We start from the raw sequence: 16,382 nt of genomic DNA, 5'->3' as shown, positions 1-16,382 counted from the left end.
CCTCCCCGCCGCGCCCAGTGCGCTCCCCCTCCCCCGCGAAGCGGGGGAGGTCGGGAGGGGGACAGCGGGGGAGGCCGGAAAGGGGCCCGCCTCAGGCGCCGGGACGGACGAGGCCGCCGAGGCCGCGCTCCTCCAGCGCTTCGTTGAGGCGCTCGCGCACGGCGGAGGCACTCTCCATGGCCATCGCCTCCTCCAGCAGCGCCTCCGCCTCGGCGCGGGCGAAGCTGCGGATCACCCACTTGACCCTCGGCAGGCTGGCCGCACTCATGGAGAGGCTGTCCACCCCCATGCCCAGGAGCAGGAGCGCCGCCGCGGGATCGCCCGCGAGCTCCCCACACACGCTCACCGGGCAGCCCGCCCGCCGCGCCGCCCGCACGAGGTCGTGCAGCGCCGCCACCACCGCGGGGTGGAGCCCGTCGTACATCCCGGCGACGCGGGCGTTGTTGCGGTCCACCGCAAGCAGGTACTGGGTGAGGTCGTTGGTCCCCACCGAGACGAAGGCGACGCGTCGGGCGATGGCGGGCATGAGATAGACCGCGGAAGGGACCTCGATCATCGCCCCCACCGGGGGCCGCTCCACCGCATGACCCTCCTCGCGCAGCTCGGCCACCGCCTGGTCGAGCAGGCGCGCCGCCTGGTCGAGCTCGGACACGTCGGTGATCATGGGCAGCAGGATGCGCAGGTTGCCGAGCCCCTCGTCGGCGCGCAGCAGGGCCCGCAACTGGGTGAGGAAGATCTCCGGGTGGTCCAGGGCGACGCGGATCCCGCGCCAGCCGAGAAAGGGGTTCGCCTCCTGGATGGCGAAGTAGGGGAGGATCTTGTCGCCGCCGATGTCGAGGGTGCGCGCCACCACCGGGCGCGGGGCGAAGGCCTCCAGCACCTGCCGGTAGATGCGGTACTGCTCCTCCTCGCCCGGGAAGCGGTCGCGCACGAGGAAGGGGAACTCCGTGCGGTAGAGCCCCACCCCCTCGGCCCCGGAGCGCAGCGACGGACCGATGTCGGCGAGGAGCCCGGTGTTGACCATGAGCGGCACCCTGACCCCGTCCCGGGTCACGGCGGGCAGGTTGCGTAGCGCCTCGAGCTCGCTGCCGAGCCGCGCCTCCTGGCGGATGAGGCGGCGGAACTCCGTGCGCACACTCTCGCTCGGGCGGACATAGACCCGCCCGCGGTAGCCGTCGACGATCACCTCCTCGCCCTCGAGTCCGCCCAGGGGCAGACCCTCGGCGCCCATGACGCAGGGGATGCCGAGGGCGCGCGCGAGGATCGCCACGTGCGACGAGCCGGAACCCGTCGCCGAGACCACCGCCGCCAGCCGCTCGCGCGGGACCTCGGCGAGGTGCGAGGCGCCGAGCTCGCGCGCCACCAGCACCGTGCGCTCCGGCCAGACGCGCCCGGCCCGCTCGCGCGCGAGCAGGTCGTCCATCACCCGCGCGCCGAGGTCGCGGATGTCCGCCGCCCGCTCGCGCAGGTACTCGTCCTCCATGGCCTCGAAGACGCGGGCGTGCTCGCGCACGGTGTCGCGCAGCGCCGCCGCCGCGGCCGCCCCCGCCCGCACCCGCGCCACCGCGTCGTCCTCGAGCCCCCCCTCGCCCAGCATCATGCAGTAGGCGTCGAAGAGGGCGGCCGCGTCCGCGGGCAGGGTCTCACCCAGCCGCTCGCGCATCCCGGTGATGCGTGAGCGCACGCTGGCGAAGGCGCGGCGCAGCGCCGCCTCCTCCGCCTCGGCGTCGGCCGCGGTGCCGTCCGGCACGGTCATGAGCTGCGCCGCCGAGTAGACCTCCACCGCGGTGCCCATGCCGATCCCGGGCGCCCCCGGCAGGCCCTCCACCACGAGGCTGCCGCCGCTCCAGGGCCGGCCCAGGCGACGCCCCCGCAGCTCCCCCGTGAGCTCCGCGTGGTGGAGGGCCATCGCCACCTGCGCCGCCAGGGTCACGAGGAAGGCGACCTCGTCGTCGTCGAAGCGGCGCCGCTCCCGATGCTGCACCACCAGCACGCCGAGGACCCGGCGGTGGTGGATGACGGGCACGCCGAGGAAGGCGTGGAAGGGCTCCTCGCCGCTGCCCGGCACGTAGCGGAACTCCGGCCGCGCGGGCGCGTCCTCGACGTTGACCGGCTCGGCACGCGAGGCCACGAGCCCCACCAGGCCCTCGCCGAAGGCGAGCCGCACCCGGCCCACCGCCTCGGGGTTGAGCCCCTCGGTGGCCACCAGCACGTGCTCCTTGCGGTCGAAGTCGCAGAGGTAGACGGAGCAGACGTCCACCTGGAGGTTCTCCCTGACCCCCCGCAGGATCACCCCGAGGACCTCGTCGAGATCGCGGGCGGTGGTGGCCTCCTGGACGATGCGGCGCAGGTCGCCGAGCATGGGCCCTCAGCGCCGCCGGCGCCGGCGTGCGCCGGCGCCGCGCCGCCGACGCGGTTCGGCCGGGACGGCGCCCTCCGGGAAGAGCAGCGGGGCGAACTCCCGCAGCGCGAGGCGGTAGACCTCGCGCTTGAAGAAGATCACCTCGCGCACCGGCTCCCAGTAGCCGACCCAGCGCCAGCGGTCGAACTCCGGCTTGGGCGAGAGGTTGAGGCGCACGTCCTCGTCGTGGCCGCGAAAGCGCAGCAGAAACCAGCGCTGCTTCTGCCCCACGCAGGGCGGGTGGCTGTTGCGGCGCCGGAAGCGCACCGGCAGCCGGTAGCGCAGCCAGTCGCGGCTGCAGGCGAGGATCTCCACGTGCGCGGGCCCGAGCCCGAGCTCCTCCCCCAGCTCGCGGTACATGGCCTCCTCGGGCGTCTCGCCGGGGGCGATGCCCCCCTGGGGGAACTGCCAGGCGTCCCGCCCGATCCGGCGCGCCCACAGCAGGCGCCGCTCGGCGTTGACCAGGATCATCCCGACGTTGAGGCGAAAGCCTTGCTCGTCAATCACTTGCACGACCCTTTCGGGCGCTGGCAGGTGGCCTCATTGTTCCACACGGGATGCCGCACGGGCAAACCGGCGGCCGCCGCGGCTGCTAGAATGCGGCGGCTTACGCGCGGAGGACACACCGTGGGCCTGGCCCTGTTCGACCTCGACAACACCCTGCTCGCGGGCGACAGCGACTACCTCTGGGGCCGCTTCCTCGGCGAGGCGGGGCTGGTGGACGCCGAGGCCTACGAGCGCGAGAACCTGCGCTACTACGAGGCCTACCGCAACGGCACCTTGGACATCTTCGCCTTCCTCGGCTTCGCCCTGCGTCCGCTCGCCGAGCACGACCGCGGCCGGCTCGAGGCCCTGCGCGCCCGCTTCGTCGAGGAGCGCATCCGGCCCATCGTGCTCGAGGCGGGGCGGCGGCTCGTCGAGCGCCACCGCGCCCGCGGCGACCACCCCGTCATCATCACCGCCACCAACCGCTTCGTCACCGAGCCCATCGCCGCCCTCCTGGGCGTCGACGACCTCCTCGCCACCGAGCCGGAGGAGCGCGACGGGCGCTTCACCGGGCGCGTCGCCGGAGTGCCGTGCTTCCGCGAGGGCAAGGTGGAGCGGCTGCGCCGCTGGCTCGAGGGGCGCGGTCTCGACCTCGCCGGGAGCTGGTTCTACACCGACTCCCACAACGACCTGCCGCTGCTCGGGCGGGTGGCGCACCCGGTGGCGGTGGACCCCGACCCCGTCCTGCGCGCCGAGGCGCGCCGGCGCGGCTGGCCCGTGATCACCCTGCGCGCCGGCGCCGAGCCGCGACCCGACCCCCTCGCCGCCTCCGCCTAGGGCACCATGCGCGGGGGCGTGCTGCTCGCCATCCTCGCCCTCCTCTGCCTCGGGGCGCTCGCCGCCGCGCTGCTCGCGGGCACCGCCCCGGTGCGCCCCGCCGACGCCCTCGCCGCCCTCGCCGGCGGGGGCGCCGAGCCCGCGCGCACGGTGGTGCTGGAGCTGCGCCTGCCGCGGGCGCTGGCGGCGGCGCTCGCCGGGGCGCTCCTCGCCCTCGCCGGGGCGCTGCTCCAGGTGCTGCTGCGCAACCCCCTCGCCGACCCCTACGTCCTCGGCGTCTCCGGCGGCGCCGCCGCCGGGGCGCTCGCCGCCCTCCTCGTGGGGACCGCGGCGGCGGTGGCCCCCGCCGCCCTCGGCGGGGCCCTGGCCTCCACCCTGCTGGTCTTCCTCCTGGCGCGCGAGGGCGGGCTCCTGCGCCCGGAACGGCTGCTCCTGATCGGGGTCGTGGTGGCCTCCGGCTGGGGCGCCCTCAACGCCCTCCTGCTCTCCCTCGGCGGCGACACCCGCCTGCGCGGGATGGTCTTCTGGCTCCTCGGCGACCTCTCGGCCGCGCGGACCCCGGCGTGGGCCTGGGTGGTGCTCGCGGTGCTGGCGGCGGTGGCCGTGCTGCGGGCGCGGGAGCTCGACCTGCTCGCCCGCGGCGAACGCGCCGCCGCCGCCCTCGGCGTCGAGGTCCCCATGCTGCGCGCCGCCGTCTACGTGGCCGCCTCCGTCGCCACCGCCGCCGCGGTCACGGTGGCGGGCACGGTGGGCTTCGTCGGCCTCGTCGTCCCGCATGCGCTGCGCCTCGCGGGGGCGCGCCGCCACCGCGTCCTGCTGCCGGGCTGCGCCCTCGCCGGTGCGGCGCTGCTGACCCTCTCCGACACCCTCGCCCGTACCGTGGCGGCGCCGCGGCAGCTCCCCGTGGGGGTGGTGACGGCGCTGGTGGGGGTGCCGGTGTTCCTCGTTCTGCTGCGGCGGGGGCGGGCCGGGCCGTGAGCGCGCTCCTGCAGGCCCGGGGGCTGACCGTGCGCGTGGGCGCGTGCACCGCCTGCCGCGGCCTCGACCTGGACCTGCGCCCGGGCGAGCGCTGGGCGGTGCTCGGCCGCAACGGCGCGGGCAAGACGACGCTGCTCCTCACCCTGGCCGGCCTCCACCCGGCCGCGGCCGGGGAGGTGCGCCTCGCGGACCGCCCCCTCGCCGCCCTGCCCCGCCGCGAGATCGCCCGCCGCCTCGGCCTGCTGCCGCAGGACGATGCCGACCCCTTTCCCGCCACCGTCCTCGAGACGGTGCTCCTCGGCCGCCACCCCCACATGGACCCGTGGCGCGGCGAGACTGGCGCGGACCTCGACGCCGCCCGCGCCGCCCTTGCGCGCGTGGGGCTCGCCGGCCTCGAGGGCCGGAACGTGCGCACCCTCTCCGGCGGCGAGCGCCGGCGCGTGGCCTTGGCGACGCTGCTCGCCCAGGACCCGGCGGTGGCCCTCATGGACGAGCCCACCGGCCACCTGGACCTGCACCAGCAGGTGGCGCTGCTCGCCGAGACCGTGTGCTGGGCCCGCGAGGGCGCCGGGCGGGCGCTGGTGATGGTGCTGCACGATCCGGCGCTCGCCTGGCGCGCCTGCACCCATGCCCTCCTCCTCCACGGCGACGGCGCCTGGACGGCGGGGCCGGTGGGGGAGGTCCTGGAGACGGCGTGCCTCGCCCGCCTCTACGGCCATCCCCTGCACCGCGCCGACGGCCCCGACGGGCCCGTCTGGTGGCCGCGCTGGCCCATTGACAGGGTCTGAGGCTGCGCCCATCATCCCGCCACGCGCCGGGGCCCTGCCCCGGCCGCGGCCTCGGGTGCGCCGCGACGCGGCGTGAAACGGGAAGCCGGTGCGTCCCGCGCGGGACAAGTCCGGCGCTGCCCCCGCAACGGTAGGCGGGTGAAGGGTCCGCACCGACGCCACTGGGCCTCGGGCCTGGGAAGGCGCGGACCCCGGGAGCGATCCCACCCGCAAGCCCGGAGACCGGCCCGGGGTCGAAGGCACCGCGCTGCGGGCGGCGGCGTGGGCGGCCCCGATGCCGCGCCTCCGCCCCCGGGAGGAAGTCGTGGCCGCCACCGTCATCCACCCCAGCCCACACGCAGGGGACCCACGACGCGGCCTCGCCGCCTTCGTCCTCCTCTCGCTGCTCATCCACGGCGCCGGCCTGCTGCTGGCACCCGGGGCCTCCGCGCCGCGCCCGGCCGGGGCCGAGCCGCTGCGCATCGCCCTGCGCCCGCCCGCGGCGAAGGCCCAGGCACGCACGGCGGCGCAGCCCCCGCCGCCCCCGCACCGCCCGGCACGGTCCGCCCCCCCGCCGCCGTCGGCCGCGCCGGCACGGGCACGGCCTGCACCGGCACCACCGGCCCCGCCCGCCACCACCCCGGCTGCCGCGCGACTGGCGGCGTCGCCCGCAGCGCCGCAGCCGGCACCGGCGCCGCCGGCCCCGCCCACCGCCACCCCGGTTGCCGCGCGACCGGCGGTGGCACCCCCACGGCCTGCCCCGGCGCCACCGACCCTGCCCGCCGAGGCGCCGACGGAGCGCGCTCCGGCCGCCCCGCGGCCTGCGCCGCCGCCGACCGCGGCACCGGCCGCCGGGGCGCGGGCGGCACCGGCCTCGCCCCCCGCGGGGGCGGCGACCGCCCGCGAGGCGCTCCTCGCCCTCCTGCGGCCGCGGCTGCGCTATCCGGCGCTCGCGCGCCGGCGCGGCTGGCAGGGCACGGTGGAGCTCGAGGTCCGCCTCGATCCGGCGGGACGGCTCGCCACGGTCCGGATCGCGCGCACCTCGGGCCACGGCATCCTCGACCGCGAGGCCCTGCGGGCCCTTGCCGCGCTTCGCGGGCGGCGCGTCGCCGCGGCCGGCGGCACGCTGCGCCTGCCCGTGATCTTCCGCCTGGTGACCGGCTGAGGGGCTGTGCCAGAATGCCGCGGGCATCCGGCCCCGAACGAGGATCCGCCCATGGGACACCGCCTCTCGAAGATCTACACCCGCACCGGAGACACCGGCGAGACGGGGCTCGCGGGCCGGCGCCGCGTGCCCAAGGATGCGCCGCGGGTCGAGGCCATGGGCGCGGTGGACGAGCTCAACAGCCAGCTCGGCGTGCTCCTCGCCCATCCGCTGCCGCAGGCCCTGCGCGAGGTCCTGACCCGGGTCCAGCACCGGCTCTTCGATCTGGGCGGGGCCCTCGCCATGCCCGGGCACGAGCCCCTGGACGACGGCGACGTCGCCGCCCTGGAGGAGGCCCTCGACCGCCTCAACGCGGAGCTGCCGCCGCTGAAGGAGTTCATCCTGCCCGGGGGCTCGCCCGCGGCCGCCCACTGCCATCTCGCCCGCGCGGTCTGCCGCCGCGCCGAGCGCCGCCTCGTGACGCTGGCCGCCAGCGAGGGCGAGGCGGTGCCCGGGGTGCTGCTGCGCTACCTCAACCGCCTGTCCGACCTGCTCTTCGTGGCCGCGCGCGTGATCTCCCGCGAGGACGGCGTCGGCGAGGTCCTGTGGCGGCCCAAGGGTACCTGAGCGACGCGCTCGGGCGCCTCTGCTAGAATCGATCCGCCCCGACCGGAGAGCGCACCATGGAGATCCTGCTGGCCCGTCCGCGCGGCTTCTGTGCCGGCGTCGACCGGGCCATCGCCATCGTGGAGCGGGCCCTCGAGGTCTTCGGCCCCCCCGTCTACGTCCGCCACGAGGTGGTGCACAACCGCTTCGTGGTGGAGGGCCTGCGCGCCAAGGGCGCGGTCTTCGTCGAGGAGATCGACGCCGTCCCGGCGGGGGCGGTGGTGATCTTCAGCGCCCACGGCGTGCCGCGCGCGGTGCACGAGGAGGCCGAGGCGCGCGGGCTGCGCGTCTTCGACGCCACCTGCCCGCTGGTGACCAAGGTGCACCTGGAGGTCGCCCGCCACGCCCGCGCCGGGCGCGAGGTGGTGCTCATCGGGCATGCCGGCCACCCCGAGGTGGAGGGCACCCTCGGGCAGTACCGCCCGGAGGGCGGGCGCGGCGCCATCCACCTGGTCCAGAACGAGGCCGAGGCCGAGCGGCTGGCGGTGGCGAACCCCGACGAGCTCGCCTACGTCACCCAGACGACCCTCTCGGTGGACGACACCCGCCGCGTAGTCGAGGTGCTGCGCCGGCGCTTCCCGCGCATCCGCGGCCCGCGCAAGGACGACATCTGCTACGCGACCCAGAACCGCCAGGACGCGGTCAAGCGCCTCGCCGCCCGCTGCGACCTGGTGCTCGTGGTGGGCTCGCCCAACAGCTCCAACTCCAACCGCCTGCGCGAGATCGCCGAGCGCGCAGGCACCGCCGCCCACCTCGTGGACGGCGCCGACGACCTGCGCCGGGAATGGCTCGCGGGCGTGCGGCGCATCGGCGTCACCGCCGGCGCCTCCGCCCCGGAGGTGCTGGTGGAGGGGATCGTGGCGCGGCTGCGTGGCTGGACCGGCGGCCGCGTGCGCGACCTCGACGGGGTCGAGGAGTCGGCGCGCTTCCCGCTGCCGGAGGCGCTGCGGGCGTGAGTCTCAGTCCCAGCTGTCCTCGTCGGCGTCGGCGGTGTCGCCGTCGCCGTTGCGGTCCCAGCGCCGCACCCCGGTGTTGGTGAGCTCCAGGTAGCCGTCGCCGGCCTGGGGGCCGCCCGCCTTCGGCGTCGCCCGCAGCACGTACGTGGTCGGCGAGACGTCGGCGATGGTGAGGTCGTAGTACGCGGTCCCGTCGGTGGGCGCCTCGGTGGCGAAGATGGTGGGCGCCCCGATGTCGGTGCCGCCCGCGCCGCAGTCGGCGTCGGCGCTGGTGCCCGCGCCGCAGTAGGTGCCGTTCTTCGCGTAGTAGCGCTCCATCACGGTGGCGAATTCCATCAGCGCCGCCTTGGCCGTGGCGCGCCGCGAGCGCGTCGCCTGGCTCTGGTAGGCGGGGATGGCCACCGTGGCGAGGATCGCCACGATCACCACCACGATCAGGAGCTCCACCAGCGTGAAGCCGCGCGCCCGACGTGCCATGGCCGTCACTCCCTGTACTCGCGCCAGTTGATCTCGCCGCTGCGCACGCTGCTCGAGACCTCCGCATCCTCCACCTGGATGGTGCCGGTGGAGGTCTGCGTGTAGACCGTGATCTCGCCGCCGGACTTGCCGGAGCCCACGTGCAGCGCCGGCGACGAGGCCACGCCCCAGCCGAGGTCGATGCGCTCGAGCACCTCCAGCTTCCCGGTGCCGGTGGCGGCGGTGCCGAAGACCTCGAGCTCCGGCCGCGCCGTGCCGGTGAGGAAGTAGAGCCCGTAGAGCCGGCTCGTCCCCTCGGCCTCGCACAGGTTGTTGTTGGGCGTGTAGGCGCTGGCGAAGAACACCTTGCCGAAGAGACGCGGGTCGGAGACGACGCGCTCCGAGGGCTCGCCGCCGGTCGACGCTTCGAGCTCGCGCTTCCAGCCCTTGAAGCTCGCCGAGCTGCCGTTGATGGCGTCGTAGAGGTCCGAGAAGGTGGTGTAGGTGGCGTGATCGGTGCTGCCGTCGGTGAAGACGTCCACGCCCGTGACGTCGAGCAGCTCGGACGTCGTCACCGAAGTGGCCGCACTCGCCGGCAGGCGCAGGCCGTAGAGGGCCTGGGTCGCGGTGCTGCTCTTGTCCGCCTCCACCAGGAGCCGCCCGGTGCCGAAAAGGATCCAGCGGTTGAGGTCAAGGTCGATGGCCGGCACCGCGGCGGTGGAGACGGGCGCTGCGGTGTCGATCAGCAGCCCGTGCGTCCACGACGCGGGATCGTCCGTCTCGCCGAGCTCGATGCGGTAGAGCCCGCCGGTGTCGGCGTCGGCGTCGCCGATCAGCCCCACCACGACGGTGTCGTCGAGCTGGTCCAGATCCCAGTCCACGGTGGCGAAGTCCCCGACGAAGGTGCCCGGCACGCCGGTGTCGATGGTCCGGACCACCCCGGCGGCGAGATCCTTGAGGTCGAGGACGTAGATCTTGGCCTTGCCCGAGGCCGAGGCCGTGGTGAGGTCGTCGGGGCCCGACCCCAGCAGCAGGTACCAGCCGTTGGTGGTGGAATCGACGAAGGCCGCCGCGCTCGGCCGGCTGGTGGTGAAGCTCTGGTCGGGCAGCCGCACCTCGGCGAGCAGCTCCGGTTCCTGCTCCGGATCGGTGACGTCGAAGATGGCGTAGGCGGAGCTGAACGTGGACTCGTAGGTCCCGTCGCCGTCGGTGTCGATGGTCATGGGCCCGCCGCCGAGCCGCATCCCCACCACCAGCACCGTGCCCCAGCCGCCGGGATGGGTGGCGTCGTCGGCGAAGATCTTGGCGTCGAAGGCGTAGGGGGTGGCGTCCACGTAGTAGACGTGGGTGTAGTCGGGGTCGGTGAGCCACTTGAGGTGCGGCAGCAGGTTGCCCGGCACGTAGGCCCAGAGCTCCGTCCCCAGGGGGTGGGCCGCCGGGCAGCTCGTGCACCCGGAGGGCTGGAGCTTGAAGCTCTTGGTCTTCTCGTCGTAGAAGCCGGCGTTGAAGGCGTGCAGCATGCCGTCGTTGGCGCCGACGTAGACCACGTGGCGCCGGTGGGCGTAGAGCATGCGGAAGGTGGCGTAGCTGCTGTCGCCGTAGAGGAGGTCGAAGTTCTCCGCGGGCGCCGCCACCACCGTCGGCGTCGAGTTGACGATGTCGCCGAGGCGGATCCGCTCGACGGTGCCGTCGCCGTCGTAGTCGACGTCGCGGTTTCGCATGCCCGTGGGCTCGCCGCCGCGCACCCAGCGCACCACGGCCTTGGCGGTGGCCTCGTCGGCGACGTCGAAGAAGCCGTAGTTGCTGCTGTCGATGTTGGCGGTGACGAAGTCCTTGTACTCGCCGCTGTCGACGACGCCGTCGAGATCGGCGTCGATCCAGGTCTTGACGTAGCGGCCGGTGGTGGAGACGGTGCCGTAGGCACGCTGGGTCCCCGCCACGTTCTTGAGCTCCGAGAGCCGCTCCCGCGCCGACCAGATGGGCTGAATCTCGTCGAGCTCCGCCACCTCCGCCGGCACCGGATTGCCGCTGGCGTCGAGCGGCGGGTCGAAGCGGTCGGGATCGCCGCTGTCGAAGCGGCGGACCTTGGTCCTGCGATCGACGTCGTCGTAGAAGAGCTCGATGACGCGGTCGGTCTGGTAGTCCTCGAGGACGCCGTCGCCGTCGTCCTCGCGCAGCCGTCCGGCCTCGTCCACCCACAGCGCGTGGAGGTTGCCGATCCAGCGCACGGTGTTGCCCGCGGAATCGCTGCGCTCCGGGACGAAGAAGGCCTGGTACAGGGCGCCGGCGCCGGTGGCGCTGCTCGAGACCACCGCCGCCGCGGTGCCCGACGAGGCGCGCTTGAGGATGTTGGCGAAGACGCGGCCCAGCATCTCCTCGATCTGCCCCGGGTTGGCGGCGAAGAAGTAGTTGTCGGGGACGCCGTCCGGGGTCTTGATCCCGGTCAGGTTGTCCACCTGGTCCCACTCCGCGACGAGATCCGGGATGTCGTTGCCGTTGCGGTCCTGGAAGCCGCCCCACTTGGCCGCGTACCAGAGCGGATCCTCCAGGAGGGCCGCGCCGGAGCCCGCGGGCGAGAGATCGTAGGTGACGCTCGTGGGCCCGTCCCCCACCTGGCAGTTGCTGCACCCGGCGACCCCCGTGGGATCGGTGTAGCTGTAGCCCTCGATGCCCGAATGGGCGTGGAAGCCGTCCTGGGTGGTGCCGCTGAGGACATAGCCGAAACCCATCTCATAGATGGTGGATTCGGCGATGGCGTCCGTGGTCACCGTCAGCTGCCCCGCCGTCCCGGCGTCGGCGTCCAGGACGTACTCGATGATGCCCCACATGTCCTGGTCGTAGTCGCCGCCCTGCTCCGAGTCCTCCCAGTTGACGTAGAGCTTGCCCCGCGCCTTGCGGTGCCCGTCGGCGGGATCGATGTAGTCCGGATCCTGGGACACGATGCGGAAGTCGACGATGGCGCAGTTGCCCGGCGGCGAGAGGCTCTCGTTGCGGCAGGCCGGCAGGATGCGCACCACCCGCGAGGGGTCGCCCGGGACGCGGATCTCGATCTTCGGCACCGCGGTGGCGAGGGAGAGGGCGTAGGTGTCGACCCGCTGCTCGCCGTCGAGCGCCCGCGCCGGATCGCTGTCGGGGCGGAGATCGTGGGTGTGCGCGTACCAGGCGAGGCCGGCCACGCGGTAGGTCCCGTCGAGGCGCGGCGCCTCGGGGCAGATGCCCTCCACGTCGCCGAGCGAGGAGACCGTCTTCTCGGTGCAGAGCTGGTTGCGGTCGCTGCCCGCCTCGCCCACGAACCAGGCGCTGCCGTGGATGCCCTCGCCGTCGCCGACGATGTCGGTGAGGCTCGCCGAGTCGACGCTGTCGGCCGGGTCCAGCTTGTCCACTCCGGCGCTGGCGCTGTCCAGCTCGTCGCCGTCGTAGGAGATGGTGCTCCCGTTGATGGCGACCACGCTCAGGCGCGCGCAGCTGTTGCCCGTCCCGAGCGGGCACTTCCAGGCCTGCGGACCCTGCAGCCCCTTGAGCAGGGTGTGGTCGTTGGCCTCGAAGAGGTTCGCCTTGGCCTCGCCGGCCAGGTAGCGGATCGCCTGGAGGTAGATCTCGCCGAAGGGGTTGCCCCAGTTCTGGCACTGGCCGTTGCTGAACGAGGAGATGCCCCACGTGCATTTGGTGCTGTTGAGGCCGCCGGTGCCGTAGGTGCCGTCCCCGTAGCGGTAGTTGACGATGCGGTAGCGGGAGAGGGCGTTGATGATCCCCTTGACCTTGTTGTCGGGGACGCCGCCGAGCTGTACCCGCTGCGAGACCCAGCGGAAGCGGCCGGTGTCGGGATCGATCTCGCCGTCTGTGGGGTCGTCGATGCGGCCGATGTCGGCCACGAGGTCGCCGCCGGACTTGTTCTTCTCGTAGGTCCCGGCGAAGAGGCCGAACCACATCTTGCCCCCTTCGCCGTAGGTCTGGAGCAGCCCCACCGGCTTCAGGTTGCCGTTGGGATAGGTCTTGCAGGGCTCGGTGCCGACGAGCCCGGGGACGCAGGCCTGGACCCGGGCCACGTACTCGCCCAGCTTGTCATCGAAGCCGTCGCCGTTGTTGTCGCCGCTCTCCTTGGGGCTGTCGCTGGCGGCCGGGATCCCGCTCACCGCGGGATTGTTTTTGTTCTTCCCTTGCCCGACGCTGCTCATCTCCTCGCGCCAGCGGCACTGGAAGCGCTCGTTGGACGCCCACAGCGAGAAGTCGCCGCGGGCGACCCGCACGAGCGGCGGGTCGGTGTGGTCCATGGCCTCCGAAGTGCTGCTACTGCTCGCGGCCGCCGTGGTGTTGCACAGCGTGACGCCCTCCGAGTAGGACCACGGCGTGAGCTTGCCGAGGTCCGAGCCGTTGTAGAACTTGGCGAAGCTGTGAGCGTCATGGGGCAGGAAGGCGCGCTCGAGCACGGTCTCGCCGTCGGTGTCGATGTAGCGCAGGCCGCCGAAGAGCACCCGCCGCACGGCGTCCATGCGCGTCATCGTCGCCCAGTTGAGGAAGTTGCCGCTCCACTGGCCGCTGCCCGCGGGGCAGTACTTGTCCGCGGTCTCGGCCACCGGCTCGAAGCGCCCGTCGGCGCTGTCGTACTGGTAGCACTTGTAGGGGTCGAAGTAGCCGTAGTAGTCGATGGCGTGCGTGTAGGTGGCCTCCACCACGCCGTCGGCGTCGAGGTCGCTGTAGTCGTTGTAGGCCTTGAAGTAGTACTGGTGGTCGTTGGACATCACCAGCATCACCAGCGGGGTCGCCGTCTGGGAGACGGTGATGGGGTAGGCGGTGAACTCGGCCATGGTGTGGCTCGAGACCGCGGCCGCCGCCTGCGGCGGTGCACCCAGCCCGGCGACGAAGGCCGCCATGGCCACCGCGAGGATCGTGCCCTTCCGCATCTTCATGGCCTGCCCTCCCGCGCGCATCAGCGCACCACGTAGCGGTAGTCGGCCCCCGTGACGGTCACCGCCCCGCCCTCGGTGCCGGCGTCCGTGCTGCGGCTGCGAAGGTCGTAGAAGACGAAGCCGCCGCCGGCGGAGACCGCCTTGCCGAGGCCCTCGTACCCGGCGTGGACCCGCGCCGCCGCGCCGGTGGCGATGCTGGACCCGGCCGGGAAGGCGAAGATCTCCGCGGTCTGCTGGATCGTGGTGTCGGTGGTGCCGTCCCCGTCGGTGTCGACGTCCACGCTCTCCGAGAAGGTCCCCACCGGGCTCTGCGCGTCGAGATCCACCGCCGGATAGCCCGTGGGCGCGAGGAGTTCAAAGAGGTTGATCTGGTTTCCGCTCGAGTCGGTGGCGATGGAGAGCCCGCCGGGCAGGGTGACGTCCCCCCAGCCGCGGGTGAAGATGTGCGTGTCGACCACGCTCGCCAGGGCGCGCCGGCCCGCCTCGGAGGACTCCCCCGTGCGCGCCTTGAAGGCGAGATTGGCGCTCATGCGCTCCTCCAGCGCCGACATCCGCACCGAGCTCAGGCCGATCAGGGTCAGCACCACGAGCACGATGAGGCTGATGACGAGGGCGGCCCCGCGCATCCGCACGCCTGCTGCACCGCTCATCGGCCTGCCCTCCCTCATCGTGCCTGGGCGCGGTTGCGCAGGAGCACCACCGTGCGGAAGGTGCGCCGGATGTAGCCGTCGGCCGGTCCGCTGCCGGTCATCGTCGGATCCCGCGCCTCGGCCCGCACCGTGAGCGAGACCTCCACCGCCTCCACGTCGCCCCAGTCGCTCACCGCCCCGGGGTCCACGAAGGCCGTGTCGCCCTCGGTGCGGAAGCGCACCTGCAGGTTCTCCACCCCCGACACCAGCGCCTGCTCCACCAGCTCGTCCTCCTGCAGCGTCATCCGCACCAGGGTCGGCACCGGCGACCCGCCGTCGGAGCTGGCGCTGCAGGTGATCCCGCCCTTCACCGCGCAAGGGCGGACGAAGTAGAGGGTGGCGCTGTAGGGGTAGACGTAGGACGTCACCCCCGAAGGCGCCTTGCACGACGCCTTGGTCGCGGCGCCGGGGTCGAGGCGGGACCCCTTCGCGATGCAGCCGCGCCCGCCCGGCACCGTCTCCAAGAAGATCCGGTCGGCGTTCGCCGCCAGGGCGAGATCCGCCGGCGCCACCGCGGTCGCCTGCGCATGGCGCACCACGAGCACGTCCGGCCGCTCGTCGGCATCCACCGCGCCGCTGCCGTCGAGATCGGCGCCGGCGTAGTAGTCGGCATCGGCGAGGCAGCTCGAGATGGGCGACGCCGAGGCGCCCTCCACCGCCTCCACCCCCTCCCGCCGCGTCACCGGCACCTCGGTGCAGTCCCCGGAGATGGCCCCGAGGCCGGTATCGACGACCACGTCCCCGGGAACCGACGCCCCCCAGAAGTCGGCCATCCGCAGCGAGTAGGCGAGCTGGTCCAGGGCATAGCGCCCGTTCTCCTGCAGGACCGTGACCCCGTCCTGGATCCGGATCGACTGGCGGTTGGCGACGAAGATCTGCACCACCCCGAGCAGCAGCACGAGGCTGAGCGCCATCGCCACCATGAGCTCCACCAGCGAGAGGCCGCGCACCGCGCGCCGCCCCCCCGCCGGCCGCTCAGAAGAAGCGCACCGCGAGCACATACTGCGAGGCATCCAGGCTGTCGGGGTTGTCATGCTGCCAGTCCACGATGATGGTGCAGTCCGACGCCAGGTCCGGGCAGGAGACCGTCACCCGCCCCCCGGGCAGCGGCGGCGGATCGCTGCGCAGCGCCGCCTCCACGTCGGCCAGATCCGCGTCGGCCACCGCCCGACCCTCGGCGCCGCTGCCGCAGTCGGCGCCGTAGGTGGCCGTCGCCGTCACCGCGTGATCCACCATGCGGCTCTCGTAGCAGCCGTTGGCCACGCCGTCGCGGTTGGCCCGCATGCGTTCGGCAAGCTCGGTGGCGATCCACACCGCGTGGCTGCGGTGATAGCCCATGCGGCTCGACTCGATGCCGCGCAGGTGCACGCCGGCCACGCCCAGCAGCCCCACCGACAGCACCAGCAGGGTCACCAGGACCTCGATCAGGCCGAAGCCGCGCTCAGGTGCAGCTGAGGGCATTGCCGTCCGCATCCCGTTTCCCCGTGCTCACCGCGCCGGTCGGGCGCAGCACCACCGCGCGGGCGTCGCCCGCCCCGCGGCTGTCGCAGAAGGTGAAGGTGACCCCGTTCACCGTGCCTGCCCCCAAGGGCGCGGGGGTCCCGTCGCTGCGGTAGCTCACGCTGCCGATCGCGGCCTTGACGCTGTTGCCGCCCGAAAGCGCCGCCGCCTGCCCGAGCAGCGCCTCACCGCTGTCCTTGGCGCCGTCGCCGTTCGTGTCCACGAACACGATCCAGCCATCCTCCCAGCCCACACCGCTGCCGCCGCAGCTCGCCCCGTCGGCGCTCGCGCACACCACCACCCGCGTCCGCCGCTTCACCGCCTCGCCGCGCGCGAGATGCAGCGCCGCCACCAGCTCGTTCACCTGCGAGGTCATGCGTCCGTCGCGCACCCAGTCCACCACCGACGGCACCCCAACGGTGAGCAGCACCGCCGCCACCGCCAGCGTCACCAGAAGCTCGATCAGCGTGAAACCTTCGCCGCGCATCGTGCCTTCCTCATAGGTGTGTGCCGCCACCACCGCAAGCCCCCGCCCGACGGGCGGCACGGGTGCGCCGACGAACGGCACGCCTTGGCGGGCCCAGCGCATACCCGG

14 protein-coding genes and 1 riboswitch are annotated in these 16,382 nt (G+C 73.8%); of the genes, 6 read left to right on the top strand and 8 right to left on the bottom strand.

What is annotated here, in order from left to right; translation table 11 throughout:
- Positions 1–91: 91 nt before the first annotated feature.
- Both ptsP and EDC57_RS04550 read right to left on the bottom strand, forming a co-directional pair.
- Positions 92–2,362 (bottom strand): phosphoenolpyruvate--protein phosphotransferase, encoded by a 2,271-nt coding sequence (gene ptsP / locus EDC57_RS04555; protein WP_123400645.1) that lies wholly within the window; start codon positions 2,360–2,362, stop codon positions 92–94.
- A 6-nt stretch (positions 2,363–2,368) separates the two neighbouring features.
- Positions 2,369–2,908 carry an RNA pyrophosphohydrolase gene (locus EDC57_RS04550; RefSeq protein ID WP_211331874.1) on the bottom strand — a complete coding sequence of 180 codons (540 nt, stop codon included), beginning with the start codon at positions 2,906–2,908 and terminating at the stop codon, positions 2,369–2,371.
- Between the two features lie 120 nt (positions 2,909–3,028).
- On the opposite strand from EDC57_RS04550, the gene EDC57_RS04545 reads away from it, so the two are divergent.
- The 6 genes from EDC57_RS04545 to ispH all read left to right on the top strand — a co-directional run bounded on the left by EDC57_RS04545 (position 3,029) and on the right by ispH (position 8,235).
- Positions 3,029–3,724 (top strand): histidinol-phosphatase, encoded by a 696-nt coding sequence (locus tag EDC57_RS04545; protein WP_123400641.1) that lies wholly within the window; start codon positions 3,029–3,031, stop codon positions 3,722–3,724.
- A 6-nt stretch (positions 3,725–3,730) separates the two neighbouring features.
- Positions 3,731–4,702, top strand: coding sequence for a FecCD family ABC transporter permease (locus EDC57_RS04540; protein WP_123400639.1), 972 nt, complete (start codon positions 3,731–3,733; stop codon positions 4,700–4,702).
- A complete protein-coding gene (locus tag EDC57_RS04535; protein ID WP_123400637.1) occupies positions 4,699–5,490 on the top strand; it encodes an ABC transporter ATP-binding protein in 792 nt (263 codons plus the stop codon). Before EDC57_RS04540 ends, EDC57_RS04535 begins: the two co-directional genes overlap by 4 nt.
- Before the next feature lie 49 nt (positions 5,491–5,539).
- A riboswitch (cobalamin riboswitch) is annotated at positions 5,540–5,724 on the top strand.
- Positions 5,725–5,794: 70 nt separating this feature from the next.
- Positions 5,795–6,634 carry an energy transducer TonB gene (locus tag EDC57_RS12630; protein WP_148051430.1) on the top strand — a complete coding sequence of 280 codons (840 nt, stop codon included), beginning with the start codon at positions 5,795–5,797 and terminating at the stop codon, positions 6,632–6,634.
- A gap of 51 nt (positions 6,635–6,685) precedes the next feature.
- Positions 6,686–7,240 (top strand): cob(I)yrinic acid a,c-diamide adenosyltransferase, encoded by a 555-nt coding sequence (locus EDC57_RS04525; protein WP_123400635.1) that lies wholly within the window; start codon positions 6,686–6,688, stop codon positions 7,238–7,240.
- Positions 7,241–7,296: 56 nt separating this feature from the next.
- Positions 7,297–8,235: a 4-hydroxy-3-methylbut-2-enyl diphosphate reductase gene (gene ispH / locus EDC57_RS04520; protein WP_123400634.1), complete on the top strand. Its 939-nt coding sequence runs from the start codon at positions 7,297–7,299 to the stop codon at positions 8,233–8,235.
- Between the two features lie 3 nt (positions 8,236–8,238).
- Here ispH and EDC57_RS04515 read toward each other — a convergent pair whose 3' ends face one another.
- The 6 genes from EDC57_RS04515 to EDC57_RS04490 are packed head-to-tail and all read right to left on the bottom strand — an operon-like array spanning position 8,239 to position 16,274.
- Positions 8,239–8,712: a type IV pilin protein gene (locus EDC57_RS04515; protein WP_123400632.1), complete on the bottom strand. Its 474-nt coding sequence runs from the start codon at positions 8,710–8,712 to the stop codon at positions 8,239–8,241.
- Positions 8,713–8,717: 5 nt separating this feature from the next.
- Positions 8,718–13,598, bottom strand: coding sequence for a pilus assembly protein (locus EDC57_RS04510; RefSeq protein ID WP_123400630.1), 4,881 nt, complete (start codon positions 13,596–13,598; stop codon positions 8,718–8,720).
- Between the two features lie 20 nt (positions 13,599–13,618).
- Positions 13,619–14,248: a pilus assembly PilX family protein gene (locus EDC57_RS04505; RefSeq protein ID WP_170165034.1), complete on the bottom strand. Its 630-nt coding sequence runs from the start codon at positions 14,246–14,248 to the stop codon at positions 13,619–13,621.
- A gap of 14 nt (positions 14,249–14,262) precedes the next feature.
- Complete coding sequence (locus tag EDC57_RS04500) at positions 14,263–15,237, bottom strand: PilW family protein (protein WP_170165033.1); 975 nt, start codon at positions 15,235–15,237, stop codon at positions 14,263–14,265.
- A gap of 25 nt (positions 15,238–15,262) precedes the next feature.
- Positions 15,263–15,748 carry a type IV pilus modification protein PilV gene (gene pilV, locus EDC57_RS04495; protein WP_170165032.1) on the bottom strand — a complete coding sequence of 162 codons (486 nt, stop codon included), beginning with the start codon at positions 15,746–15,748 and terminating at the stop codon, positions 15,263–15,265.
- Complete coding sequence (locus EDC57_RS04490; protein ID WP_170165031.1) at positions 15,729–16,274, bottom strand: GspH/FimT family pseudopilin; 546 nt, start codon at positions 16,272–16,274, stop codon at positions 15,729–15,731. The genes pilV and EDC57_RS04490 overlap by 20 nt, the downstream gene beginning before the upstream one ends.
- Positions 16,275–16,382: the final 108 nt, after the last annotated feature.

The sequence above is a fragment of the Inmirania thermothiophila genome, from assembly GCF_003751635.1.
GTDB classification, from domain to species: domain Bacteria; phylum Pseudomonadota; class Gammaproteobacteria; order DSM-100275; family DSM-100275; genus Inmirania; species Inmirania thermothiophila.
The sequence above is the reverse complement of the archived record's forward strand: the minus strand, read 5'-3'. Positions and strand labels throughout refer to the sequence as shown.